The organism is Psychrobacter sp. 28M-43 (assembly GCF_014770435.1).
GTDB lineage: Bacteria > Pseudomonadota > Gammaproteobacteria > Pseudomonadales > Moraxellaceae > Psychrobacter.
In genome coordinates this window covers 1060052-1086729 of record NZ_CP061739.1, presented here as the reverse complement: position 1 = coordinate 1086729, position 26678 = coordinate 1060052, and the positions used below count along the sequence as shown (strand labels likewise).

The following is a 26678-nucleotide window of genomic DNA, read 5'->3' as shown; positions in this document are numbered from 1 at the left end:
ATTTTTTAGAATAAATATGTCACAATATGCCTCGATGTCTTGTGATTATAGCAGGCAAATCCTATAATAATAATTGATGATTTTTAACCAGACGCAAACTTTTATTTCTAATACGTTGTGATTGGGTCAGCCAACTTTTATTTATAGCTCGTAAAGTAGCTAAGGACATTCGTTTGAACACCACAAACTTGACGACATTCGTTACCGTTATGCACACTGGCAGTATCTCAGGCGCCGCAGAAAAGCTGTTTATCACGCAGCCTGCTGTCAGTAAACGTATCAAAAACTTAGAAGACGAGTTTAACATTACCTTGTTTGATACGGTAGGACGCGGGATTGTACCTACTCAAGCGGCTAGTGAAATGCTACCTCATGCCAAGCGTTGGCTAGAAGACTATGAGAATTTTAAAATCAACTTGCAGCATTCTCAGCACATTGTCTCTGGCAAGTTAGTCATTGGTACTAGCCATCATATTGGCCTACATCATTTAGCACCTGTCCTGAAACACTTCATTCAAGCTTATCCAGCTGTTCAGTTAGAAGTACACTTCGTAGATTCTGAAAAAGCGCACAAAGCCGTATTGGATGGTGATTTATCTCTAGCCTTTGTTACGCTTCCACCTGTCTACGATAAGCGGCTAACCTACCATACGTTATGGTCGGATCCTCTCTACTTTATGACTGGTACGCTATCAGCGTTGGCAACCAAATCAAATGTCACTTTAGAGCAGCTAGCCCGATATCCTGCTATTCTACCGTCTGCCAATACCTTTACCAGTCAGATTACTTTGGCCGAATTTGCCAAGCATAATCTAAAGCCTTATGCCACGATGAGTACCAACCCGCTTGAGTCAATTCGTATGTTGGTATCTGTCGGTCTTGGCTGGTCAGTACTGCCTCAAACGATGGTCAGCCAAGATTTGGAACGTATTGATATGGCAGACAATATTGAGCTACAGCGTTATCTAGGTGTGGTCATCAATCCGAAGCTTACACAGTCTAGCAGTGTCACTGCGCTTTTAGATTTACTGGCTCCTATTGAATAAAACTCGCTGGATATAATAATATATAAATTCAACCTATTCGCATTTGTACCTCTCATGCGTTATAATACGCTTGACGTTGTTTGTATAACAAAAATTTACCACAAGGACACTGATAGTCATATATTGAATACTTCTAGTAAGATATGATGGTTAACAGTAGGTTTAATGGTTTTGATTGATTGTGTAGGTTGCTAATACTCATATACAAATAGCAGATGCGAGCAATAACAATAGATAAGTGGAATGCGAAATTCCCATTGTTCTCTATCTCTATATGAGTGCTAGCCATAGAACGACATCAATCATATATAACTACAGAAGATACTGAAAAAAGCCATTATGTCTTAATTAATGGCTTTTTTTGTCTTTAAATATTGTTTTGGACATCGCCTTGTAGGACAGAACTTTTATAGTTAAAAAATAATTACAGCCAACCATGTTGGTTAAGGACAATTTATATGAACGGAGTTTCTAGTGGCGTGCTGATATCACTCGGCGCCTATTTCTTAGTAATGATTGGGATTGGCGTTTACGCTTATTTTAAGCAAGCCAATGATACTGAAGGCTATATGTTAGGGGGTCGTAACTTAGGCCCAGCAGTAACCGCACTTTCTGCAGGTGCATCAGATATGTCAGGTTGGTTACTACTTGGCTTACCTGGTTATATGTTTGCCGATGGTGTGGTCAGTATTTGGATTGCGCTAGGTTTGACGTTAGGTGCATTATTAAACTATCTCATCGTAGCACCTCGCCTTCGTGTTTATACCGAAGTGGCTGACAACGCTATCACCCTACCCGATTATTTCGCCAACCGCTTTGAAGACAAGTCGCACATGCTACGCGTCATCTCAGCTGTGGTCATCATTCTATTCTTTACCGTCTATACCGCTGCAAGTCTTGTAGGTGGTGGTAAACTCTTCGAAAGCTCACTTAACCTCTCATATAGCACTGGCTTATGGGTTACTGCTGGTGTGGTTGTGGCTTATACGCTATTCGGTGGTTTCTTAGCAGTATCTATGACCGATTTCGTACAGGGTGTCATCATGCTGTTTGCCATGGTAATCGTACCTGTCGTTGCCTTTACTGATCTTGGTGGTATTTCAGCCACGACAGAAGCGGTTAGAAATATCGACCCTACCCTTTTAGACGTTACTAGCGGTATGAGTGTCATCGGTATTATTTCGTTAATGGCATGGGGTTTAGGTTACTTTGGCCAGCCGCATATTATCGTACGTTTTATGGCAATTCGTTCAGTTAGAGATGTACCGACCGCACGTAACATCGGTATGAGCTGGATGGTTGTGAGCCTTATTGGTTCACTAATGACTGGTTTTGCTGGTCGTGCCTACGTACAAAAAACTGCGATGACGCTGGACGATCCTGAGACTATCTTCTTAGTATTCACTCAGTTCTTGTTCCATCCATTGGTTTCAGGTTTCCTATTAGCAGCTATTTTAGCGGCAATTATGAGTACTATCTCATCGCAGCTATTGGTTGTATCAAGCTCTCTAACCAAAGATGTATACAAACTATTCTTTGATAAAGATGCACCAGAAGCTCGTCAGGTATTGGTTGGTCGTATCTCAGTGATCATCGTCGCTATCGTTGCCATTATGCTAGCGTCTAATCCAGATAGCTCAGTATTGAACCTTGTTTCTAATGCGTGGGCAGGATTTGGTGCTGCGTTTGGTCCATTAGTAATCTTCAGTCTGACATGGCGTGGTATGAACCGTAATGGTGCTGTTGCTGGTATGGTTGTTGGTGCTTTGACTGTTATCCTATGGATTTATGGTCCTTTCCAAGTAGATGGTATGGCACTAAATAGCTGGTTGTACGCTATCGTCCCAGGCTTTATCTTAAGTACTATTGCTATCTTTGCTGTTAGTATCATGACTGGTGGCCCAAGACCTTCAGTTTCTGCTAAGTACAAAGAGATGGAGTTAAACTTAAACAAATAAGTTTACGTAAAATCTTAAGATTATTGCTATAAAAAAACCTCGTCACTATTGGCGAGGTTTTTTTATGAGTAACGATTTAATATATGCAATCTACTACAGTATCAAACCAAGAGAACTTACGGCAAGTGAGACAGTTGTATGAATAGTGATAGTAGTATTTGCTCGCTCTGTGCTGGATATACTAAGCCAAATTATCCTAGCCTATTTGATAGTCCAACTGCTGCTCACTTTTACAAAGTAAGCCTTTATCAACAATACTATCTTTTCTTAATATCACATTTGATTACCTATTCAGTTTTTTTCCTTGTATACCTCAAGTATGCTACGTGTTAATAGCTCATTCAATCAGGCATAAATGCGTATCTACTCTTAAGCCAAAAGGTATTTGTTGTGTATATTTACGGAGCTAAACTAAGCAAATAAAATGTAGCTATACTATATGATTAGTACTATGAAGATTATCTTTGCTATTGTTCCTATATTTAAGCACTAATAGTCAAATACTTAATAGAAATTTCACAAAAAAATCGACCTATGATAGGTCGATTTTTTATTACTTAACAGTTATATAAAAAGGCTATTTACCTTGATAAGAAAGTTTCACACCAGCGATATAACCATCATTATCTTCAAAATCGGCAACAATTTTATCACTAGGTAGTTGACCTTGAGCATCACCGAACCATAAATATTTCCCACCAGCAGATACTGCCCAGTTTTCCGTGACGTTGTACTTAGCACCCAGACCAACACTATAGTAGCCTTCAACTGGGCCCAACGATGTAGTTGGGTCACCAGCGCCACTATCCCAACCAACGGTACCGCTAATAGCAAGTGCTGGTGCTACGCGTTTCGCTAAGCCAAGCTCTACCATCCACTGGTCATCATCATACTCAACCAAGTTCAATCCATCAGGACCATAACGACCACTCTGTTGGCTTACTTCGTTATATAGAGGTGGCGTCAAGACAAAATCACTCCATGGTACCCAACGTACTTTTGCCGTAGCCAATGTCGTTGGATTAATACCCGTCTGGAAATCAAAGTTAACTGACTTAGGAGTAGTGACTTCAATTTTACCATCCCGGCTCGTTGGAAGAGCTCCCCCACTTAATAATCCAGCTAAAGGATAAGACTCAAATGTATCAGCGTCATGATCAATCTCAGAGCGATATGTTAATGCTGCCTTTAACGCAATTTCAGGCTTACTATAAGCAATACCTGCAATATAACCATAATCCATATCAGGATTCATATGTGAGGTATAGCCAGTAGCCAGACCATAAGCTAGACCTCGTAATTTTGTGTCGGATTGAATACGCTGTGCAACAGGCCCACCGTACACTTGAAAGTTTTTATTGGCACCAAACTTCATACCAAGGATAGCTGTTAAACTTTCGCTACGAACTTCAACTTGTGTATTTTCTCCTGCAGTACTGTTTTCAGCACCTATTATAGCTGGTTCTAATGCTGCTGTTGTAGCACCATCTACAGGATTGTTAGGTGCAGGATCATTTGCGAACTCTCCTGCTGAATCAGCTGGATTAGTGTTTGCAACAAAATTGTTATCACCTTTATATTCAGCAGAAGCACCAAAAGGCTCATCATATAAGATACCAATACTAAAAGTATCATTGATATCAGTTTTTACACCGTAACGGAAAAAATCGTAAGATTCGGCAATGTCGCCTGTCTTATTGCCACGTACGTAAGTGTTGTTAAAAGGATCGTTGTTAGAACTATCGTAACCACTTACATCAGCATCGATATAGGTATAAACGGCTTCAGCGTAAGTGCCATCTTGGAAAAAAGCGGTAACATCCTGACCTGAACGATCAAGACCAGCAGCATTAGTCATGCTAGCGACAGAGAGAGTAGCGATTGCTACTGCAAGGGTTTTTAAGTGAAAAGTAGTGCGCATTGTGTATCTCCAACGGTCCTTGTTGTATTACTACTTTGATAACCAATATATAGCATTGCTGCGCTTAACATTGAAGTTATCAAAGTCGTGTCCTAAGTTGAATACTAATGCCTTTTTGACACTAAAACAACAATTAAAGTGCTTTATTTCTCAATTATGACTGAACAGTACAAATAAGATATAAATAAAACAATGTCGTTTACTTATTGTCTTTAGTATGATTTTGAGATAGCGCCCATAGTCAGGAGGTAAACTCTCATTCTTACTTGAAATCTTCTAAATATATTTCATTAAGAAATCGTTCACAAAAAAAAGCGACCCCTAAAAAGTCGCTTTTTTATTAATAATATTTAGAAATTTTGCTATATAACTAAGATGCAAATTATTGAGCTTGGTAAGAGACTTTTACACCAAGTACAAAGCCATCATTGCTCTCAAAATTGCTAACAATTGCCTTGCTTGGTATTTGTCCTTCTGCATCACCAAGCCATAGATATTTACCACCAGCTGATATCGCCCAGTTTTCAGTGACGTTATACTTAGCACCTAGACCCGCGCTATAGTAACCTTCAGTAGGACCTAATGATGTCACAGGGTTGCCAGCACCACTATCCCATCCGACGGTACCACTTACCGCTAAAGCTGGAGCCAAACGTTTTGCCAGCCCTAATTCTACTTGCCACTGATCATCGTCATAACTAACAAGCGGTAAACCATCAGGATAAGCAGGATTTAGCTTACTAGTCTCAGTATATAATGATGGTACGATTGCGAAATCGCTCCAAGGTACCCAACGCACTTTTGCAGTCGCTAATGTTGTTGGATTAATACCAGTCTGGAAATCAAAGTTTACTGACTTAGGAGTAGTAATTTCGATATCCCCTGATTGTGGACCATATCCAGGACGAAGGGCTACTGCAGGATAACTTTCAAAAGCTTGCGCATTATGTTCGATCTCAGAACGATAAGTCAGTGCCGCTTTTAGTGCGATCTCAGGTTTACTATAAGCTACACCAGCTAGCCAGCCATAGTCTTGATCAGCATTGATATGAGTAGTATAGCCATTAGCAGCTGCATAAGCAGTACCGCGTAGCTTTACATCAGCTTGTACACGCTGAGCGACTGGGCCGCCATATACTTGGAAATTCTTATTCTCGCCAAATTTAGCGCCTAGGATACCTGTAATGCTTTCAGTACGTACTTCTACATTAGTACCTTCACCATTTCTAGGTGAAGCAGGATTTTGATCTACGAAATTGTTTTCGCCAACGTAGTCAGCGGCAGCACCAAAAGGTTCGTCATATAAGATACCAACACTAAACGTATCATTGATATCTGTTTTTACACCATAACGGAAAAAGTCATAAGACTCTGCGATGTCATCGATCTTATTACCTGAGGTATCTTTACCGGTAACATCAGCATCGATATAAGTGTAGACAGCTTCTGCATACGTGCCGTCTTGTAGGAATGCGGTGATATCTTGACCTGAGCGATCAAGGCCAGCAGCACTAGCGACGCTAGCAACAGAAAGAGTAGCAACAGCTACTGCAAGAGTTTTTAAATGAAAGGTGTGGCGCATTATATATCTCCAAACATCCGCATTGTTTTACTGTCATACCTAATTTTCATAGATAAGCAGTATCCGAGTTGGAAGATAGTAAAGATTTTTTAACACTAAAACAACTACGAAAACACATTATTTCTATGTTATGACCACATAGTCATCAGACAGTATCTATATATGAAAATATGTATATATTTTCCGTTATTAAAAGCTTTTCTTTCCAAATTCTACTTATTAATAATGTGGCGGTCTGTCTGCCATTACATCGAACGGTGCAATACCATTTTCCGTATCCTGACCTTCAATCTGTTTATAAATCAGCTGTAGTTGACGTTGCAGCGTATGAATATCTTTGTCTTGTCGCGTAATTACGTCATCCAGTCGTTCGACGGTCACTTCAAGATGCGCGAGACTCATTTGCAAATCGATTACTTGGGCTTGCAAATCATTTTGAATATCAGAAGTATCATCTGTAATTTTAGGTTGGTTCATATTTTTCTCTAAATTATAGTAAGTATTAAAGTGAAAGAATGGATTATTAAGGGGTGCTGTAGATTAGCGATAAATCTACGAACATAGTCATGGAATAGCAGCAGTTAGTAAAAGCAGTAAATAGTACTGATAAAACTATTTACTCGCACTACAGTGACGCGGTGGCATGTTATACTGCAGGCAATTTTGCAACAACCCCTACCTCACTATTATATAAGCTTAAGATACTCTATGGCACTGATTCATTTAAAAGACATTCACTTAGCCTTTGGCGTCGCGCCTGTTCTTGATGGTGTTGATTTCTCTATCAATACAGGCGAGCGTGTGTGCTTGATTGGTCGCAACGGCGAAGGTAAATCCACTTTGTTTAAACTGATCAATGGCTCATTGCAGCCTGACAGTGGTGAGATTATTACCAACAGTAGCATGCGTGTAGCGATGCTAGAACAAGACGTTCCTGAAACTAGCGGTCGCATATTAGACATCGTTATGGGCGGCAGTCGTCGCACAGCTGATTTGCTCATTAACTATAATAAGCAAGTCGATATGTGCGCGAATGGCGATATGGATGCCTGTGAGCATATGGCGACCCTACAACATGATATCGATGCGGTACATGGTTGGGACTTAGAACGCGATGCCATGCGTCTGATTACGACCATGGGCCTTAATCCAGAAGACGACTTATCATCACTATCTGGTGGTCGTAAACGCCGCGTGTTACTTGCTCGTGCGCTAGTTACTAAGCCTGATGTACTACTCCTAGATGAGCCAACCAACCATTTGGATGTTGAAAGTATCGAATGGTTAGAGCGCTTTTTGCTTGATTGGCAAGGCCTGACGTTGTTGTTCGTGACTCATGATAGAGCATTTGTGAATAAACTATCGACTCGCATTATTGAGCTTGACCGTGGCCAATTGACCAGCTATGACGTGACGCAAGGCGAAGGTGGTTACGCGCGCTATCAAGAGCTAAAAGAGCTACAGTTACAGGCTGAAGAAAAGAACAATGCCAACTTTGATAAAAAACTGGCACAAGAAGAAGTTTGGATTCGCCAAGGTATCAAGGCCCGTCGTACCCGTAACGAAGGCCGTGTCCGTGAATTAAAAGCCTTACGTGAAGAGCGTAGTGATCGCCGTGAGCAAGTGGGCAATGTAAACATCACAATGGGTCAAGGCGAGAAAAGCGGCAAGCTTGTCTGTAAAGTTAAAAACTTACATCTTGAATATGATGGTAACGTACTAGTAGATGATTTTACGACCACTATTATGCGTGGCGATAAGATTGGTATTGTCGGTCCTAACGGTGCTGGCAAAACTACGCTTATTAAAGCCCTACTCGACATGTCTGATGATGAAGTGACCAAGTCTGGTAGCGTCGAATTAGGTACTAATCTAAAAATCGCCTTTTTCGATCAGTTGCGTGATCAATTGGATCTTGAAGCAAGCGTTGCGCAAAACGTTTCGGAAGGTTCTGACTTTGTAGAAGTTGGCGGCCGTAAGACGCACATCATGAGCTACTTGCAAGATTTCTTATTTGCCCCAGAGCGCGCACGCACACCTGTCAAAGCCTTGTCTGGTGGTGAACGTAACCGAGTACTACTGGCCAAACAGTTATTGAAACCTGCCAATATTTTGGTACTCGATGAGCCGACCAACGATTTGGATATGGCAACACTTGAGCTATTAGAAGAATCAGTCGCCAGCTTCGGTGGTACTATTTTGCTAATCAGTCATGATCGTTCATTCATGGACAACGTCGTTACCTCTACGTGGGTGTTTGGCGAAGATGAAGACGGTAAAGGAGTGGTCAGTGAGTATGTAGGTGGTTATCAAGAGTACCTCGTACAAAAGAACCGCGAAGAAGCATCCCGTGCTGCCAAAGCACCTGCCAACAATGCAGCTAGTAATAAAGCGACAAACAAGTCTGGCGCAGCAGTGAAACCAAATAAGGCAGCCAAAAAGCTAAATTATAATGATCAACGCGAACTGGATAACTTGCCAAAAGAAATCGCTGCACTCGAAGCCGAACAAGCTCAATTGCAAGAAAAGCTGGCCGATGGCTCTTGGTTCAATACTGACTTTGATGCGGCGACAGCTGCTAGTGAGCGTCTCCTAACCATCGAAGATGAGATGATGCACAAGCTTGAACGTTGGAGCGAGCTTGAAGGCTAGTATTGGCAACTCTCTAGCTGAGTTTATTGGAATATCACATATGTATTTTGCACTGCCTATTTCAATAAACCAATTTCTGATAGCCTGACAAAACCTTATTAATCATTGTGAAGACATCACCACTTTATTATGTAGAGTGGTGTTATTTGTTTTACAGCAACTTACAAAGTAGTTAGATGGTGAAAGTTAGTGAACATTACCTTAATTTAAAGTATCATTCGCTATTGCTGAAAATCCTTATTATTTATAAGGTCATCACATCATAATCCTTGTTAAAGCAAAGTTAGCGTTAGACGTTGATAATCCAACTGTTTTGGTTTGATTGTCATATTCAACCTTCTAATATGTCCTATTGAGGTTGCTTTATTTTTAACGCAATAATTTATTTTATCACCGAAATAGCTTAGAATAGCAACAATTAGCAAAATTAGGCACAGCTAAAGTGGCTTGATATTGTATATTTTCTAAGCCACAAACCCAGTGTGGGATAATCCCATTTCATTCACCTGGAGGAAGTATTAATGAGCCAAGCCGAAGGCGTTAATGTACAACGCCGTAGAGTTCTTATTGCCTCAACTGCCGCGATTGGTGCAGCTGGGGTAGCTGCCGTGGCGACACCTTTTGTCCGTTCTTGGTACCCAAGCGCTAAAGCTGAGGCTGCAGGGGCTGCAGTGACCCAAGACATTGGTTCTATCGAAGATGGACAAATGATCGTCGTCAAATACCGTGGTAAACCTATTTATGTGGTTAAGCGCACCGAAGACATGGTTGCAGGACTAGAGTCAGTCAAACCTCTATTATCTGATCCTGAATCTGATGCGTCTCTACAACCTGAATATTGTAAAAATCCTACTCGCTCTTTAGATCCAACCGTATTGGTTGTCGAAGGCGTTTGCACACATTTGGGCTGTGCACCAAACTACCGTCCTGATGTGGGCGCGGTGGATTTAGGTGGTAATGATTGGTACGGCGGATTTTTCTGTCCGTGTCACGGGTCAAAATATGACTTAGCAGGTCGCGTATATAGCGGCGTCCCTGCACCACTTAATTTACCCGTTCCAGAATATGGTATGGATGGTACCATCTTGACGGTTGGGGAGGCTTAATATGAGTATGGGTAAAAAGTTAATGCATTGGGTGGACGCGCGTTTTCCAGCGACCGAAACCTATGAATACCATATGTCAAAGTACTACGCACCAAAGAACTTTAACTTTTGGTACTTCTTTGGCGTGCTATCAATGATTGTATTGGTCAACCAATTGGTGACTGGTATATGGCTTACGATGATGTACAACCCAAGTGCCGAAGGGGCATTTGCGTCTGTTGAATACATCATGCGTGATGTAAAAGGTGGCTGGCTCATTCGCTATATGCACTCAACCGGCGCATCTGCGTTTTTCGTCGTTGTATACCTGCATATGTTTAGAGCCTTGCTATATGGTTCATACCAAAAACCTCGTGAGCTTATTTGGCTTATCGGTATGGGTATCTACCTCGCACTTATGGCAGAAGGTTTCTTTGGATACCTACTACCTTGGGGCAACATGTCATTCTGGGGTGCTCAGGTTATCTTGAACTTACCTGCAGCATTACCTGTTATTGGTGATGGCCTTGCTGAATGGGTACGTGGTGACTATATCATCTCTGGTATTACCCTAAACCGTTTCTTTGCTCTACACGTTGTTGCTATTCCATTAGTACTCGTGGGCCTAGTATTTATGCATATTGTGGCGTTGCACCATGTGGGTTCGAACAACCCTGATGGTATCGACATCAAAAAGCTAAAAGACAAAAATGGTGTGCCATTAGACGGTATCGAATTCCATCCGTACTACACCGTGCATGACATGGTTGGTATCGTAGTATTCTTTATCTGTTTCTTTGCAGTGGTATTCTTCTTCCCAGAAGGCGGCGGTTTCTTCCTTGAGCCACCAAACTTTGAGACAGCGAACTCACTGAAAACACCAGCACATATTGCACCAGTCTGGTACTACACACCGTTCTACGCTATCTTACGTGCGGTTCCTGATAAGCTTGGCGGTGTCGTCGCGATGGGTGCTGCAATTGCCGTACTATTCTTGATACCATGGCTGGATAGGTCACCAGTACGTTCTATACGCTATAAAGGCATATTGTCTAAGATTGCTTTAACAGTATTTGCGATTAGCTTTGTCGTACTAGGCTACTTGGGTGCAACCCCAACGACTCCAACAGCGACCTTGATGGCTCGTATATTTACGATTCTATATTTCTTGTTCTTCTTGCTGATGCCATTCTACACTGCCATTGAGAAGTGCAAACAGCCACCAGAACGCGTTACCGGAGGTCACTAATGAGCACGCTAATTAAATCCCTAGTTGGTCTAGGCTTAGGCGCGGCATTGACGTTGACTGCTGGTACAGCAATGGCTGAAGGCAGTGGTTGCGGCACGTTTACTAATGCTGAAGGCGTTGAAGAGCATTTGGCTTGTAGTACTGCTCCTATTGATTTTACCAATAAGGGCTCACTACAAAACGGTGCAAAAATCTTTATGAACTACTGTGCTGGGTGTCACTCAGCCAAATATGTTCGTCATTCTCGTATTGCACAAGATTTAGAGATACCGCCTGAGTTAGTCGAAAAGTATTTGATGGTTACTACCGATCAAATCGGTGACCACATTACTGCTGAGATCGATCCTGAAATTCAAGCGTCTTGGTTTGGCGCAGCGCCTCCTGATTTATCACTTGAGACACGTCTGCGTGGCGACGACTGGGTATATACTTACCTACTTTCGTTCTATGAAGATCCAAGCCGTCCTTGGGGTGCAAACAACTTAGTACTGGCCAATGCAGCGATGCCTCATGTTTTGCATAACATGCAAGAAGAGTTGAGCCAAGAAGAGTTTGAATCTGAAGTTGGTGACTTGGTTAACTTTATGGCGTGGATGGGTGAACCTGCTCGTCACGACCGTCAAGTCATTGGTTTCTTCGTAATTCTATTCTTATTAGTACTGCTCATCCCAGTTTACTTATTGAATAAAGAATTCTGGAAAGATGTCAAATAAGTCATAGTCAGCAGATAGTTTTTAGAAATAAAAAAGGCACTACTTCGGTAGTGCTTTTTTGTGCCTTGATATAAAGTGTAAATACTAGATAAGCCGGAAAATAAGTCGCTCAGCACTAATGTTTACGTACACTACCTTGATAAACGTTGCGAGTTTGTTTACGATGACAACCTTCACTATTAACATTAGGCTTTCATGATTGATGCGAATGACATTCCAAGTAGTCAGCTAATTTTGTATGCTGATGACGGCTACGACAGTCATGTGGTACGCCTATTACTTGAAGAAAAAAAGCTCGCTTACTATTTGTCTCGCTTACATTCTGAGCGCCCTGAAGATTTGACTGAGCTAAACCCTTATCATACCTTGCCTGTTTTGCAGCAGCGTGAGATTGCGCTTTATGAGATTAATGTCATTTTTGAGTATCTTGAGGAACGCTATCACACAAATAAACTGCTCCCTGAGACACCGCAAGAGCGTGCACAGTTTCGCCAATTGGCTTGGCGCATTCAGCGTGATTGGTTAGTACTAGGCAAGCGCTTGTTGACGCATCCAGATAGCTTTAATAAAGCACAGGCTGCCGTTGCCAAAAAACAGCTCAGTGACTCGTTGATCACTCTGTCACCGCTGTTCGCTCATAAGCCTTATTTCATGGCTGATGAGTTTGGTTGGTGTGACGTGTTATTAGCACCACTATTATGGCGATTAGACGAGATGGGTATTGAGCTGCCACGTGCCATTAGCCGTCCATTGTTTGAATACCAAACGAGAGTGTTTGAGCGCAGTAGCTTCCAAAAAAGCGTGCGTTGATTAGACAAGTATCAAAAGCTGTCCTAAAATAAAGTATAAATAAGATAGACGTTAATTAGCATCTGTCATTTGATAAATTGCTAAACGAGATATTTTTCATTATTAAAAATTATTAGTATAGGAAATCATTAGATGAGCGAAACCACCTCTATTACACCTACCCGTCCTTATATGGTACGCGCACTATATCAATGGATAGAAGACAACGCTCTGACGCCATACTTGATGGTCGATGCTACCGCTGACAATGTGCAAATACCAACCGAGCATGTGCAAGACGGTCGTATTGTATTAAATATCGCTAGCCGTGCTACGGGTAACATGAGCATGGAAAATGACTATATTCATTTTAGTGCGCGCTTTGGTGGCGTCTCACAAGAAATCTGGGTACCTCTTACTGCTGTGATGGGGATTTATGCTAAAGAGAACTCACAAGGGATGTTCTTTGATCCAAAAGAGTATGACAACTATCAGCCAGAAGACGACTCAGCACCAATGTCTAACAACAGTCCTGCTAAAGCACCTAAACCAAAGCGCGATAATAAAGCGGGTTTAAAGGTCCTAAAATAAAAATTCTGGAAGTAAATAGAACCTTAGACCAGTTCTCTTTAACACAATAAAAAAGCTAGCCATATTTAATATGACTAGCTTTTTTATTAACTATTTAAAGGCTTATTAACTTTCTATAACTGATAAGCTTTTAAACGGACACCTACTGATTAGGTTCTTGGCAGTGTCACGCCGCGCTGACCTTGGTATTTACCACCACGATCCTTATAACTGGTCTCACAGACATCATCAGCATCGCTTTGGAAGAACAGCATTTGCGCAACGCCTTCGCCAGCATAGATACGGGCTGGCAGATTGGTGGTATTACTAAACTCTAAAGTAACGTGCCCTTCCCACTCTGGCTCAAGTGGCGTCACGTTGACGATGATACCGCAACGCGCATACGTTGATTTACCTAGGCAAATAGTCAATACATCACGCGGAATACGGAAATACTCCATAGTACGAGCTAAAGCAAACGAATTAGGTGGAATGATACACTCGTCACCAACGATATCGATAAAGCTTTTATCATCGAAGTTTTTAGGATCAACGACCACTGAATGTACGTTGGTAAAAACTTTAAATTCAGGAGCACAGCGCACATCATAACCGTAGCTTGAGGTGCCGTAGCTAACCAAACGCTCGCCTGCATCATTAAAACGCACTTGACCCGGCTCGTACGGTTCAATCATGCCGTGCTCTTCAGCCATTTTACGAATCCAGCGGTCAGACTTGATAGACATTGTTGTTCCTTAGCAAATATTTAATAGCGACGATTATACGGAATTGACGGCTAGATTTATAGAGGGGCGGCTACTTAAAACTGAATACAGCCAATAATCTCATTTACCCCCATGTTATATCTCAGAAACTACCATTTGGCAAAATGATCTTCTGCGAGCCCCATGACATTATCAAGCCTAATAACTTCATCTCTTATTCGAATTTCACCACTATAAAAACCTATCCACTGCTCAAAGATACTGGCTATCACACCAAAATTATCGGTCTTTTTATAAACGGTAATCGGTGTAAAGCTCAAATCAATATCGACATTGCTCCACCCGAGATTTTGATGATAAATACGCCACGGCTTTGTGGCGCTAGCATCACTTTCTACACTTTCTATGCTTGGCTCAAGACTGTCTGGCTGACTTGATCGAATATTTGAATCCTCACGAGCAAACATAACGGGTGGTAAATAGAATATCTGCCCATCAAGCCAACAAGCATTTTCACCGGCTCCTGTCTCATTGACACCCATAGACAGATTGAGCAAAAAGCGACGGCCATCTGACAAATAGCTAGTGATACAGCTCCAAAACCAATTGGTCTCATGACGCATATAGCCGAGCGTCCAATCTAGATTGGCAATAGTAGCATCGGTGAATTTTATTTTTTGAGGTTGAGCATCAGGAGCATCAGGAGCATCAGTACGAAATTTTGACTTGGCTTTAATGAGTAAATGCCCAGATAGTGCGGTCAACGGCTCTTTTTGCGTAAACGTCCAGCCACGCCTACCAGTCGGCGTACATATGGCTAACGGTTGTGCGCTTCGTGCTAACGCTGCCGTTATTGCAACATACTGACTGTCGAGCGCAATAGTCATCTGAGCAGGACTAAAATCCAAGGTGACGCTGAGCTTTGTATGTGTAAATGCCATCTGCCCTTGATAACCATCACCGTCTAAGTGCGTATGATGCTTCAAAGGCTGTAGCGCCTCACAGACTTCTAGCTGCTGAGTATCCTCATTATAAATGTAAACGAAAGCACTAGTCGCAAGCTTAATCGTTGCGAGCGCGAGGCACACTCTATAAGGGGGCTGGAGTATCTGAATGAAGCAGAACTGGTTGGCTTTTAGTTCTTTACGCCAGTTAGGTAAGGATTTTTGTGAAATGAGATGACTATGATAGTCTAAGTAGTTGATACTTTTGACTTGGGAGAAGACACCAAAAACAGGCTGACCATTTTGGATAAGATATTCGAGATTTGCCAGTTTTAAGTTTGCGGCAGTATACGGTTTGTCGTGGCTTTTATTCATGATATCGGCATCCTAGCCAAATTTGCCTAAAGGTACTATCTGTCCTTGATAGCTAACGGTGCTATGTAAAATTCTTCTTTTTGCCTGTACAGAACCCACAAAAAATGCTTCAGTTATCACCTTAACTTCAATATTGGTTAATCCATCTGCTAGTGTTTCTGTAACATTGATTGATGCAAGCGCACTTACCCATAAAAAGTGTCTTGGAAACTTTTTTAACAGCTCAGCGAGAGCCTTTGTGAATTTGTTAAAATCGGCAATTACCATTCGGCGATTGCTAAAGTCAGCATTAATCTGATAGCGTTTGCTACTACCATCTTTGTAGTAGCAAACGGCAATCAACTGATTGTTTAAGAGTTCAATGATGTATATCGGCGGGCGAAATAATCGTAAGACTCTATACTGCTTGGGAGTATTGTCTAAATGGCTTTGATAAATAGATAAGTTCAAAATACCCTCTTTTTAGACAATACATTCACTTTAAAAGTCGCTAGCTTAGGCTACTTCTCCATTATCAAAAAATTCGCTTATCATCGACAGGCTTTGCGAATTTATTGATATTGGTTTCGACATTTTTGGCAATGCTCAAATAATAGGTCGCAAACTCATCATCAGCTAAGACGCTTGGCACACCTTTATCCACTTGTGCACGAATGCCACTGGCAAGTGGTAGCTGACCCAATAGTGGTACCTGATATTTCTCAGCGATAAACTCACCGCCACCCGTACCAAAGATTGCTTCGGTGTGGTTGCAGTTGCTACAAGTATGTAGCGCCATGTTTTCAACCACGCCAAGCACAGGAATATTGGTCTTGTTAAACATCTCAACGCCTTTTTGCGCATCGAGCAAGGCAACATGCTGCGGTGTCGTGACAATGACAGCACCTGTGACTGGAATACGCTGCGCTAATGTCAGCTGTATATCACCCGTACCTGGTGGCATATCAATCACTAGATAGTCCAGCTGCGGCCAATTGGTTTGATTATATAGCTGCATCAATGCACCCGTTGCCTTCGGTCCACGCCATGCGACAGGAGTATTATCTCCATCGAGCAAGCTACCGATAGAGAGCATTGCCATACCATGCGCATCGACTGGTACGAATTGCTCGTTTTCTAGTTGCGGCTTCACATCAGCAACGCCTAGCATCGTTGGCATACTAGGACCATAGATATCTGCATCTAGCACACCAACGCGATTACCAAGCTTCTGTAGTGCTAGTGCGATGTTGACCGTCGTTGTCGATTTACCAACACCGCCCTTACCTGATGCCACGACAATAATATGACGGATACGAGGATGCGCGGCCAACGATGCTTGGGTAGGTGCAGCTTTTGTAATCGGTGGCTCAGCGTTAGTGCTACTAGCATTGTTATTAGCGCCAGATGAAGGCTGGGAGTCCATCGCATTGGTTGTCTTTGGCATCTGCTTTGGTAAGCTCGAGCCTGAACCTTTTTCTGGCGCAGGCAGACGCACGTTCATATGAATCGTGGTAATACCATGCGGATGTAGCAACTGCCCAAGCTCCTGCTGGATAACTTCAGGGTTGCTATCTTTTGGCAAACGCAGGTCTAAGGTAAGTGCTTCACCATCACGCTCAAGCCCTGTGACCATCGTGGCAATACTGACAGCACCTATTTCATATCCAAGTAGGACTTTGTCGACGGCACTATCACGCTCTGCCTGCTGCTGAGGCGTCTCGGTTTTTGTGGTTTTTTTCTTCATAAAGTTAAACATAGCTACTATTATGGCCTATACAAGTGGGTAGATCTGGCAAATCGCTCAAGTCGTCTCATTGCGTATATCGCAACCGATAGCGTTAATGAGTATCTTAGCCAAACCTTCTATCGTGACAGTGTAGCTGAATTGGACGCATAAAAAAACCACAACGCCAGTAGGTCTGACGTCGTGGTATATGCAAGTTGTACATATATTAATTCATAAACCAACCATGACTGGCCACGATAGATTGTCCAGTGAATACATTGGTTGGGAAAGCCGCTAAAAATAGCGCCAATTGGGCAATATCTTCTACTGTCGTAAATTCTTTATCTACGGTATTAACCAGCATGATATCGTTAATAACTGACTCTTCACTGATGCCTTTTTCAGCTGCCTGCTCTGGGATTTGTTTTTCGACCAATGGCGTTTTGACAAATCCTGGGCAAATCACATGCGATCGTACCTTATGCGCTGCACCTTCTTTCGCCAATACACGGCACAGTCCTAGTAGTCCATGCTTAGCAGTCACGTAAGGGGCTTTATATAATGAGGCCTCATGCGAATGAGCAGAGCCCATATAAATAACTGTGCCGCCCTTATCACCTTTATACATGTGCTTAATCGCGGCTTTAGTGGTCAAAAAAGCGCCATCTAAGTGGATGTTCAGCATTTTTTTCCAATCGCTAAATGCCATTTTATCGATTGGATCAATGATCTGAATACCAGCATTAGAAACCAAAATATCAATACTACCAAAAGTATCAACTAGTTGTTGTACACCATCGTTTACTGCATCTTCTGAGGTAACATCCATGGCAATCGCCAGAGCACGTCCACCAGCAGATTCAATAGCATCGACGGTTTTTTGTGCCGCTTCAAGGTTGATATCAGCAATACCAACCGCTGCTCCTGCTTTTGCATAAGTTTCAGCGATGTCACGCCCGATACCACTTGCAGAGCCAGTGACCAATGCTACTTTGCCTGTCAAATCTTGTTCTAATTGGGTCGCCATACATATTCCTTATCATGGTCTAAAATATTATTAGTTTTTATAAAATTGAACTGAACAAATACGCCACTATAATCATAGTGGCGTATTTATTTGCGGGAGAAAATATATTAATCTTAGGACAGTCACTTTACTGTACAAAGTTTACTGAGTAATACTTACTGGTGTTTTTTCTTGTAGCTCGTCAAAGCTCACACCATCTGCTAACTCAACCAGTTTTAGGCCTTCATCAGTAACGTCTAATACAGCAAGCTCAGTGATGATACGATCGACCACGCCTTTACCCGTCAATGGTAGCTCACAGTTTGCCAAGATTTTTGGATCGCCGTGTTTATTAACTTGCTCCATCAATACAATCACACGCTGTACGCCTGCAACCAAGTCCATCGCACCGCCCATACCTTTGACCATCTTTTTTGGAATCATCCAATTAGCCAAATCACCATTTTCTGATACTTCCATCGCACCCAATATCGCCAAGTTAACATGGCCACCGCGAATCATTGCAAAAGACTCTGAGCTGCTAAAATAACTGGAGCCTGGCGCTGCTGTGACCGTTTGCTTGCCAGCATTAATCAAGTCAGCATCGACTTTATCTACTGTTGGAAACTCGCCAATCCCTAGTAAGCCGTTTTCTGATTGTAACCACACATCCACACCTTCAGGAATATAGTTGGCGACTAACGTTGGCAGACCAATGCCTAAGTTCACGTAATAGCCGTCTTGTAATTCCTGTGCGGCGCGTTGCGCCATTTGCTCTCTTGTCCATGCCATGCTGATTTCCTTATTTTTTGCGATATTCTATTTTTATTCATTTAGACAGCCAGTTATCGAATCAATTGGCTGTCTAAACTATTATCCATCTAAAATTAACTATTGATTTCACGTACGATTAAGCGTCGACTACGTGTTTATTTACGCGCCTTCTACGGCTTTAGTCGTGGTTTTTTCGATACGCTTTTCAGGGCTGGCATTCAATACAATCCGTTGAACAAAGATACCCGGTAGATGTACTTCATCTGGATCAAATGTACCCGTCTCTACAATCTCTTCGACTTCAACAATGGTGATTTTACCCGCCATTGCACAGTCTGGGTTAAAGTTACGAGCGGTTTTATTGAACATCAAATTACCCGCTTTATCGGCTTTCTGTGCTTTGATTAGTGCGACATCTGCGCGCAATGAATGCTCAAGCACATAAGTTCGACCATCAAAATCACGAGTTTCTTTGCCTTCAGCGACCAATGTACCTACGCCTGTTGCGGTATAAAACGCAGGAATACCAGCACCGCCTGAGCGCAATTTCTCAGCCAATGTACCTTGTGGCGTCAATTCAACCTCTAGCTCGCCTGCCAAATACTGGCGCTCAAACTCTTTGTTTTCGCCCACATAAGATGAAATCATTTTTTTGATTTGACGTGTTTGTAGCAATAGCCCTAGACCGAAGTCATCGACACCAGCGTTATTACTGATACAAGTAAGCTCTTTAACTTTGCTATCACGCAGCGCTTCGATTAATGCTTCTGGAATACCGCATAGACCGAATCCACCGATTGCGAGCGTTTGCCCATCACTAACGACGCCTTTTAGCGCTTCTTCGGCACTGTTATATACTTTTGACTGACTCATGCTTGTCTCCTATGACTGTTATTTATATTTTTAATCCGTGCATATATTAGGACATGCCCTAATGCTGAATTAAATATCTCAATTATCCGTTTGATTGTTGCTTTTAATAAAATCTAACAGTGAAAATTCATCATGCTTATTTTTCTTTTAAGCGTTATAACGCCATATAGTCGATTCAATTTAAAAATAGTACAAGGCAACCGAGTGTAGATGTATATTAAATACTTCAAGCGAGGTTAACGCAGTAATATTTTTATAGTGGAATGACTATACCAATAGCCAGAACACGCCCATGATAATGGCACCAGAGACTGCCAGTACTATCAGACAGTAACCCATGATAGCGCGTGCATCCAAACCTGCGATACCCAATAATGGCAACGCCCAAAACGGTTGAATCATGTTAGTCCATGCATCACCCCACGCAATCGCCATCGCAGTAATGGCTGGATTCACACCCAGCTCAATACCAGCGGGAATCATAACAGGGCCTTGTACGGCAAATTGCCCACCGCCTGACGGTACAAAGACATTGACCAGACCTGCACTTAAAAAGGCAAAGATTGGAAAACTGTCTGCGGAAGCTGAATTGACAAAAAATTCGGTCACTTGCGTACTGATAGAGATACCATCTGCATTAGCACCCGTCATGATGCCCATGATACCGCCGTAGAACGGGAACAATAGCACAATACCTGTGATGCCACCTATCCCTGAGTGTACGGCGCGATAATAACGCTCTAGCGTGCCATGCGATAGCAAACCTATGAATAAGAATAGCCCAATGACGATGTTTAGCCCTAGGTTAAAACCGTTACTACCAAACTCGCTGATATAGTACATCAGTGCTAAGGCCAATAAGATGACAGCGATAATACGGCTATCATCTAGCTTTTGTGCAGGTGTGTCTCTTTGAGGCGCGACGTAGATCTCTTCTTTGATCAGTTTAGGATCAATAACTGTAGGGTTTTTAGGATGCATAAAGCGATTGACGAGTGGCAAAATAACGATAAGTAAACCTACTAGCAGCATGTTGTAGCCTGCAAATACCGTCTGCGATAAAGGCACTGCTTCGGTCATGGTATTGCCTGACAGCGTCAGTAGCGTATCACCGCCCGAGCTAAGTGTCAGCGGTATCGAACCTGAAAAACCGCCATGCCAAATTACAAAGCCTGAATAGGCAGCCGCGACAAGCAAAGGATAATCGACGTTAGCCACTTTTCTGGCCAGTGCCTTTGCAAAGATTGCCCCAATGATTAAACCAAAACCCCAGTTTATCCATGAACCGACCAGACCAACCAAGGTTGATACGATAATGGCAGTCGTAGGAGAGTGGACTCTACTAGCGAGATTGTCCAATAAGCGCTGAATAAATGGTGCGCTAGCAAATGCATAACCGGTTACTAGGACCAACGCCATTTGCATGGCAAAGCTATGTAATGACCATAGTCCGTTGCCCCAGTGCCCTGCCATAGCAATCATATCCTGGCCAGTAGTAGCCAGTCCTACAGCAAACGCGATAAGGGTCAAAACGATCGAAAATACGAATGGGGATGGTAGATAGCGATTGACTAACTGCACGCTCATATTAGTGATGGCACTAAACATATTCACATTCCTTGTAAATTTGATGTTTGGTTTTAAGAGTTGTTATTAAGGCTTTGTTAAACTTTTATCAGAGTGGAGTGCGGTTACTGCCACTACGTCTGATAAAGGGCAAGCATTATATTTTACATTGGCGTTCATAACAATACATTCTATCTCGCTATATCATGCGTGAAACACTTGTGCTAACTTAACATATTATTTTCGTAGCGACTAGAAAATAACCATCAGCGCATGTGGGTCAACGCTGTGCAGGAGTTAAATTGTCGAGGTATTAATGATTAGCAGTCTATGAGTCTAGATTTATGTTTGATAAAACAGACGACATAGGCTTATTTTGATTAATTTTATTGACCTATATCGACAGGCACGGCATACTCGCTGCCTTATTTTTTGCCAAGGAGGGCCGTCATGTTTAGTACACTTGCTATTGTCATTACCCTATTATTACTCATGTTCTTTGCTTATCGCGGTTATTCTGTGCTGATCCTAGCACCGATTATGGCGACATTAGCAGTCTTACTGTCAGGTGACTTCTTAAGCACCATTCCCGCTTATACCGATGTCTTTATGGGCGCGTTGAGTGGATTCTTACTCAAATTCTTCCCGATATTCTTGCTAGGCGCACTATTTGGCCGCCTAATGGCAGACTCTGGCGCAGCAACCGCCATTGCCAATACGGTCGTCGAAAAGCTCGGTGCTAGCAAAGCCATTCTTGCGGTAATTTTGGTCTGTGCTATTTTGACCTATGGCGGCGTATCGTTGTTCGTTGTGGCTTTTGCTATCTATCCAATCGCCAAAGACTTGTTTAGAGCAGCAGATATTCCAAAACGTTTGATTCCAGCAGCGATTGCTTTAGGGTCATTTACGTTTACGATGACTGCACTGCCAGGCACGCCAGCTATCCAGAACGCTATTCCAATTCCTTATTACAACACCAATGTATTTGCCGCGCCTATTTTGGGCATCATCGGTGGTACGATCATGTTTGTTTGTGGTTGGATGTGGCTTCAGTCACGCGCCAGAAAAGCCAATGCAGCGGGCGAAGGTTATGGTCAGCATGACGAAGAAGATGTAGGCGGTGTTGGCGCAACGGCAAAAGAAGCTGAGGTGTTAAACACTCACCATACTTCTTTTACCATTGCGATGATCCCACTCGTACTAGTCATTGGTTTAAACGCTATATTGACCTATATCGTATTCCCGTCGATAGATTTCAGTAGTTTACAAACTCAGTTCCCAGACTTAAATGTCGCAGGCTCACTTGGGTTATGGTCAATTATTATCTCGTTGGTCGTGGCTTGTGTGGTGTTAATTTTGCTCCGTATCGGACATTGGAATAATCTACAAAAAACCATTAACCGTGGTACTTATGATTCTATGTTGCCGATTTTTAATACTGCATCAGAAGTGGGTTACGGAGCGGTTATCGCGTCACTAGCAGGCTTCCTTATCATTCGTGATAGCATCCTGAACTTAAACCCTGACAACCCTCTGATCTCAGAAGCGGTCGCTATGACTACGCTCGCTGGTATCACAGGTTCATCGTCTGGCGGTTTGAGTATTGCGCTGTCGACATTGGGTGAAGATTATCTAAGAATGGCAGTCAATGCCGGTATCGACCCTGAGTTGATGCATCGCGTAGCCGTCATGGCGGCAGGTGGTCTAGATACACTTCCGCACAGTGGCGCTGTCATCACCTTGCTAGCGATTTGTGGTCTGACCCATAAGCAGTCTTATTTGAACTTGGCGATGGTTACAATGGTCATTCCATTGGTCGCTGTGGTCGCTGTTATTATTTTAGGTACGATGTTCGGTTCATTCTAAATTGATCGGGATTTGCTACTAATACCTGAGCTAGTAATACATAAACAAAAACCCACTTGGCATACTGCTTGGTGGGTTTTTTTATGGTTGATTGATAACCATTCTATAACTACCAAATGCGATGCAAGGCTATTGTTTATGGTTACTAAATGCCTGCCAAATGAGAAGTAATTACCAAGGAATATCACAAATTTATTTGATTTACGGTATCATAGGCACACTTTTTGAATTTTTATTATTTTTAGAAGTTTTTAGCATTAACGATGTCGCATCAAAGAGCGGTGAACCGCTTGAGATGCTCGATAACTAACCCGTTTATATAAAAATATAGGTGATTTTGTGCGTGAGATTCTAGTAACCAGTGCGCTGCCCTACGCCAATGGCTATATCCATTTGGGGCATCTTGTAGAATATATTCAAACTGACATTTGGGTACGTGCGATGAAAGCGCAAGGCCATCAGGTCACCTATGTCTGCGCGGATGATGCACACGGTACGGCAATCATGCTCAAAGCAGAGGCCAATGGCGTAACGCCAGAAGAGCAAATTGCCTCAGTTAAAGCCTCACATGAAGCGGATTTTTCAAAGTTCCTTATCAACTTTGATAACTACCACAGCACCCATTCAGAAGAAAACAAACAGTTCTCTGAGCTGATTTATCGTCGTCTAAATGATGCTGGTCATATCAGCACAAAAGATGTCGAGCAATTATTTGATCCTGAAAAGCAATTATTCTTAGCCGATCGCTTTGTTAAAGGTACTTGTCCAGAGTGTGATTCACCAGACCAGTACGGCGATAACTGTGAAGTGTGTGGCACCACTTATGATGCAACTGATCTAAAAGACCCGCATTCGACACTGTCTAATGCAACGCCAGTACTCAAAACCTCTAAGCATTATTTCTTTGATTTGCCAGAGTTTGAACAGTTCTTAAAAGACTGGACGCGCAGTGACAACCGTTTGCAAACATCAGTCGCCAACAAACTTCAAGAATGGTTTGAGGCAGGACTTGCCAGCTGGGATATCTCACGCGATGCGCCCTACTTCGGCTTCCAAATTCCAGATACCCCAAGTGATGAGCCAGACAAATACTTTTACGTATGGCTAGATGCACCAGTGGGCTACATGGCAAGCTTTAAAAACCTATGTGATAAGCGTGCAGGGACAGACCAAGCGCTTGATTTTGACCGCTACTGGGCACAAGAAAACGAGCACAAAACCGAGGTCTATCACTTCATCGGTAAAGACATTGTGTATTTCCATGCCTTGTTTTGGCCAGCCATGCTAGCTGGTAGCGAATACCGTACACCGACTGGTGTTTTTGCCCATGGCTTCTTGATGGTCAATGGCGAAAAAATGAGTAAGTCACGCGGTACTTTTATCAAGGCCGAGACGTATGCTGAGCACTTACATCCTGAATACCTGCGTTATTATTTCGCCAGCAAACTGTCTGACAAAGTTGAAGACATCAACTTAGATTTAGAAGACTTTATGCAAAAGGTCAACTCTGACTTGGTTGGTAAAGTCGTCAATATCGCCAGTCGTAGTGCAGGGTTCTTGGTTAAGAAGTACGACGGCATGCTGTCAGAAGTTTGCGTCGAGTCAGAGCTGTTAGAAGACATCACCAAAACGGGCGATGAGATTGCTGCTGCTTATGAGAATCGTGAATTCTCGCGTGCTATGCGCCTAATCATGCAGTGTGCGGACAAGGCCAACGAATATATCGATGCCAAAAAACCATGGTCACTCGCGAAATTGGAGGGTACTGAGCAAGAGGTTCAAGACGTCTGCTCGGTCGCTATCAATATTTTCCGTCAATTGATGGTTTATCTTGCGCCAGTATTACCTGAGCTGACTAATAATGCCAAAGAGTTTTTGAACCTTGATGATTTAAGTTTTGCCAGTCGTAATGAGTGGTTACTAGGTCATAAAATCAATAAGTTCAAACCACTGATGCAACGTATCGAAGAAAAAGATATTGAAGCAATGGTAGAAGATTCTAAAGCATCCTTAACTCAAGCAGACGCCCCTGCTGCGATTGATAATAGTAAGCCTGCCGCAAACGACAAAGCACCTGCAATAAATGCGGATGCTGAGCAAACTGACTATATTGGTATCGAAGACTTTGCCAAAGTCGAGATGAAAGTCGCACACGTTTTAGAGTGTAACCATGTCGAAGGTGCTGATAAGCTATTACAATTCACGCTAGATGTTGGTGAAGACAAACCACGCAACGTGTTTAGCGGTATTCGTAAGTTCTATGAGCCTGAGCAATTGATTAATAAGAAAGTCATTTGCGTGACCAACCTTGCCCCGCGCAAGATGAAATTTGGCGTATCAGAAGGCATGGTATTGTCAACTGGCGAGCCAAAGACAGGCTTAACCGTCGTTACCTTACCTGATGCTTGTGTTGTTGGTGATGTATTGGCTTAACGGTTATTTTTAGGATTAAGAAATAAAAAAAGATGCTCTAAGTGGCATCTTTTTTTATGGTTGATTTAGCAAATGACTAAAAACCAAGCCTGATACTTATCTACTCAAAATATCGATAATCTGCAACGTATCATTAATCACCGTCACAATGTTATTCTCTGGCGTGCGAATACGAACGTAACGGTCATCATAACGATCTAAAACGACAGAGCGGTCATAATCTCTTCTATCAATCTTGCCGACTACTCTATAACCGTATCTATCAAGATCGCGCTTAAACGAAGCATTCGGGCTGGCATTGCGATAAGCGTTAATACTTGGGTGGGCGTTGCCACTATGCTTATAGTTTTTACTAACATGGGCAGAGTTACCTTTGCTGTTACCATGTCCATTACCGTGCCCGTTTCCATGACCATCTTTTGCCATAGCAGGCAATCCAATCAAAGAAGTAGCAGTGATACCAGCGATGGTTAATAATTTAAGATTAGCAGTGTTCATAATACTATCCTTAAAATAGTCATTCAAAAAAGTTAGATAAATAGTAAAGTCTATTTCACATCCACTATGGCAGCACAATGTCACCAAAATGACTGGATTATCTTTAGAATTATCATGTTTCTCGTATGAAAATTAGCTTACGTTAATTATGAAGTGAGTACGTAATAGATGCGTTGCTAGGATGTAAGCGTTTTGCATATGGTTTGAGCAAACAAAAGTACCCTAGCGGCATCTGTTATATTCAGATCTACACAAGAGCTTCAATGCCTCACGCGTCTTAATAAGATAAAAAGAAGTGATGATTTTTTTATTATCCATCACCATGACCGCTACACATTAATTTCT

22 protein-coding genes are annotated in these 26678 nt (G+C 42.4%); 10 read left to right on the top strand and 12 right to left on the bottom strand.

Annotated features, from left to right (window positions below; translation table 11 throughout):
- The first annotated feature begins 173 nt into the window (after window positions 1-173).
- A complete protein-coding gene (locus IEE84_RS04705) occupies window positions 174-1046 on the top strand; it encodes a LysR family transcriptional regulator (RefSeq protein WP_057759318.1) in 873 nt (290 codons plus the stop codon).
- Between the two features lie 458 nt (window positions 1047-1504).
- A complete protein-coding gene (putP, locus tag IEE84_RS04700) occupies window positions 1505-3004 on the top strand; it encodes a sodium/proline symporter PutP (protein WP_160020915.1) in 1500 nt (499 codons plus the stop codon).
- 577 nt (window positions 3005-3581) lie between these two features.
- Here putP and IEE84_RS04695 read toward each other — a convergent pair.
- The 3 genes from IEE84_RS04695 to IEE84_RS04685 form a co-directional block, all read right to left on the bottom strand.
- On the bottom strand, window positions 3582-4925 hold the full coding sequence (locus tag IEE84_RS04695; RefSeq protein ID WP_191115037.1) for an outer membrane protein transport protein: 1344 nt from the start codon (window positions 4923-4925) through the stop codon (window positions 3582-3584).
- A 382-nt stretch (window positions 4926-5307) separates the two neighbouring features.
- A complete protein-coding gene (locus IEE84_RS04690; protein ID WP_191115036.1) occupies window positions 5308-6507 on the bottom strand; it encodes an OmpP1/FadL family transporter in 1200 nt (399 codons plus the stop codon).
- 219 nt (window positions 6508-6726) lie between these two features.
- Window positions 6727-6984, bottom strand: coding sequence for a SlyX family protein (locus IEE84_RS04685; RefSeq protein ID WP_191115035.1), 258 nt, complete (start codon window positions 6982-6984; stop codon window positions 6727-6729).
- 231 nt (window positions 6985-7215) lie between these two features.
- On the opposite strand from IEE84_RS04685, the gene IEE84_RS04680 reads away from it, so the two are divergent.
- From IEE84_RS04680 to IEE84_RS04655, 6 genes are all read left to right on the top strand, one after another.
- On the top strand, window positions 7216-9159 hold the full coding sequence (locus tag IEE84_RS04680; protein ID WP_191115034.1) for an ATP-binding cassette domain-containing protein: 1944 nt from the start codon (window positions 7216-7218) through the stop codon (window positions 9157-9159).
- A 521-nt stretch (window positions 9160-9680) separates the two neighbouring features.
- Window positions 9681-10265: a ubiquinol-cytochrome c reductase iron-sulfur subunit gene (petA, locus tag IEE84_RS04675; protein ID WP_057759305.1), complete on the top strand. Its 585-nt coding sequence runs from the start codon at window positions 9681-9683 to the stop codon at window positions 10263-10265.
- A 22-nt stretch (window positions 10266-10287) separates the two neighbouring features.
- Window positions 10288-11493, top strand: coding sequence for a cytochrome b (locus IEE84_RS04670; protein WP_191115374.1), 1206 nt, complete (start codon window positions 10288-10290; stop codon window positions 11491-11493).
- Window positions 11493-12206: a cytochrome c1 gene (locus IEE84_RS04665; RefSeq protein ID WP_191115033.1), complete on the top strand. Its 714-nt coding sequence runs from the start codon at window positions 11493-11495 to the stop codon at window positions 12204-12206. The genes IEE84_RS04670 and IEE84_RS04665 overlap by 1 nt, the downstream gene beginning before the upstream one ends.
- Before the next feature lie 195 nt (window positions 12207-12401).
- Window positions 12402-13016 (top strand): glutathione S-transferase N-terminal domain-containing protein, encoded by a 615-nt coding sequence (locus IEE84_RS04660; RefSeq protein WP_058024136.1) that lies wholly within the window; start codon window positions 12402-12404, stop codon window positions 13014-13016.
- Window positions 13017-13148: 132 nt separating this feature from the next.
- Complete coding sequence (locus IEE84_RS04655; RefSeq protein ID WP_102078541.1) at window positions 13149-13586, top strand: ClpXP protease specificity-enhancing factor; 438 nt, start codon at window positions 13149-13151, stop codon at window positions 13584-13586.
- Window positions 13587-13735: 149 nt separating this feature from the next.
- Here IEE84_RS04655 and dcd read toward each other — a convergent pair whose 3' ends face one another.
- From dcd to IEE84_RS04615, 8 genes are all read right to left on the bottom strand, one after another.
- Window positions 13736-14311 carry a dCTP deaminase gene (dcd, locus tag IEE84_RS04650; RefSeq protein ID WP_058024138.1) on the bottom strand — a complete coding sequence of 192 codons (576 nt, stop codon included), beginning with the start codon at window positions 14309-14311 and terminating at the stop codon, window positions 13736-13738.
- 128 nt (window positions 14312-14439) lie between these two features.
- Window positions 14440-15609 (bottom strand): DUF2804 domain-containing protein, encoded by a 1170-nt coding sequence (locus IEE84_RS04645; RefSeq protein WP_191115032.1) that lies wholly within the window; start codon window positions 15607-15609, stop codon window positions 14440-14442.
- Between the two features lie 12 nt (window positions 15610-15621).
- Window positions 15622-16059, bottom strand: coding sequence for a hypothetical protein (locus IEE84_RS04640; protein WP_191115031.1), 438 nt, complete (start codon window positions 16057-16059; stop codon window positions 15622-15624).
- Window positions 16060-16123: 64 nt separating this feature from the next.
- On the bottom strand, window positions 16124-17347 hold the full coding sequence (apbC, locus tag IEE84_RS04635; protein WP_191115030.1) for an iron-sulfur cluster carrier protein ApbC: 1224 nt from the start codon (window positions 17345-17347) through the stop codon (window positions 16124-16126).
- Window positions 17348-17543: 196 nt separating this feature from the next.
- A complete protein-coding gene (locus tag IEE84_RS04630) occupies window positions 17544-18344 on the bottom strand; it encodes a 3-hydroxybutyrate dehydrogenase (protein WP_191115029.1) in 801 nt (266 codons plus the stop codon).
- 141 nt (window positions 18345-18485) lie between these two features.
- Window positions 18486-19115, bottom strand: coding sequence for a 3-oxoacid CoA-transferase subunit B (locus IEE84_RS04625; RefSeq protein WP_191115028.1), 630 nt, complete (start codon window positions 19113-19115; stop codon window positions 18486-18488).
- A 141-nt stretch (window positions 19116-19256) separates the two neighbouring features.
- Complete coding sequence (locus IEE84_RS04620) at window positions 19257-19970, bottom strand: CoA transferase subunit A (RefSeq protein WP_191115027.1); 714 nt, start codon at window positions 19968-19970, stop codon at window positions 19257-19259.
- A 267-nt stretch (window positions 19971-20237) separates the two neighbouring features.
- Window positions 20238-21578 carry a short-chain fatty acid transporter gene (locus tag IEE84_RS04615; protein WP_191115026.1) on the bottom strand — a complete coding sequence of 447 codons (1341 nt, stop codon included), beginning with the start codon at window positions 21576-21578 and terminating at the stop codon, window positions 20238-20240.
- Window positions 21579-21986: 408 nt separating this feature from the next.
- Here IEE84_RS04615 and IEE84_RS04610 point away from each other — a divergent pair, with 408 nt between their 5' ends.
- Complete coding sequence (locus IEE84_RS04610) at window positions 21987-23402, top strand: GntP family permease (protein WP_191115025.1); 1416 nt, start codon at window positions 21987-21989, stop codon at window positions 23400-23402.
- Between the two features lie 339 nt (window positions 23403-23741).
- Window positions 23742-25835, top strand: coding sequence for a methionine--tRNA ligase (metG, locus tag IEE84_RS04605; RefSeq protein ID WP_191115024.1), 2094 nt, complete (start codon window positions 23742-23744; stop codon window positions 25833-25835).
- A gap of 96 nt (window positions 25836-25931) precedes the next feature.
- Here the strand turns inward: metG and IEE84_RS04600 are convergent, their stop codons facing one another.
- Window positions 25932-26333, bottom strand: a complete 402-nt coding sequence (locus tag IEE84_RS04600) for a hypothetical protein (protein ID WP_191115023.1) — start codon at window positions 26331-26333, stop codon at window positions 25932-25934.
- Window positions 26334-26678 lie beyond the last annotated feature (345 nt).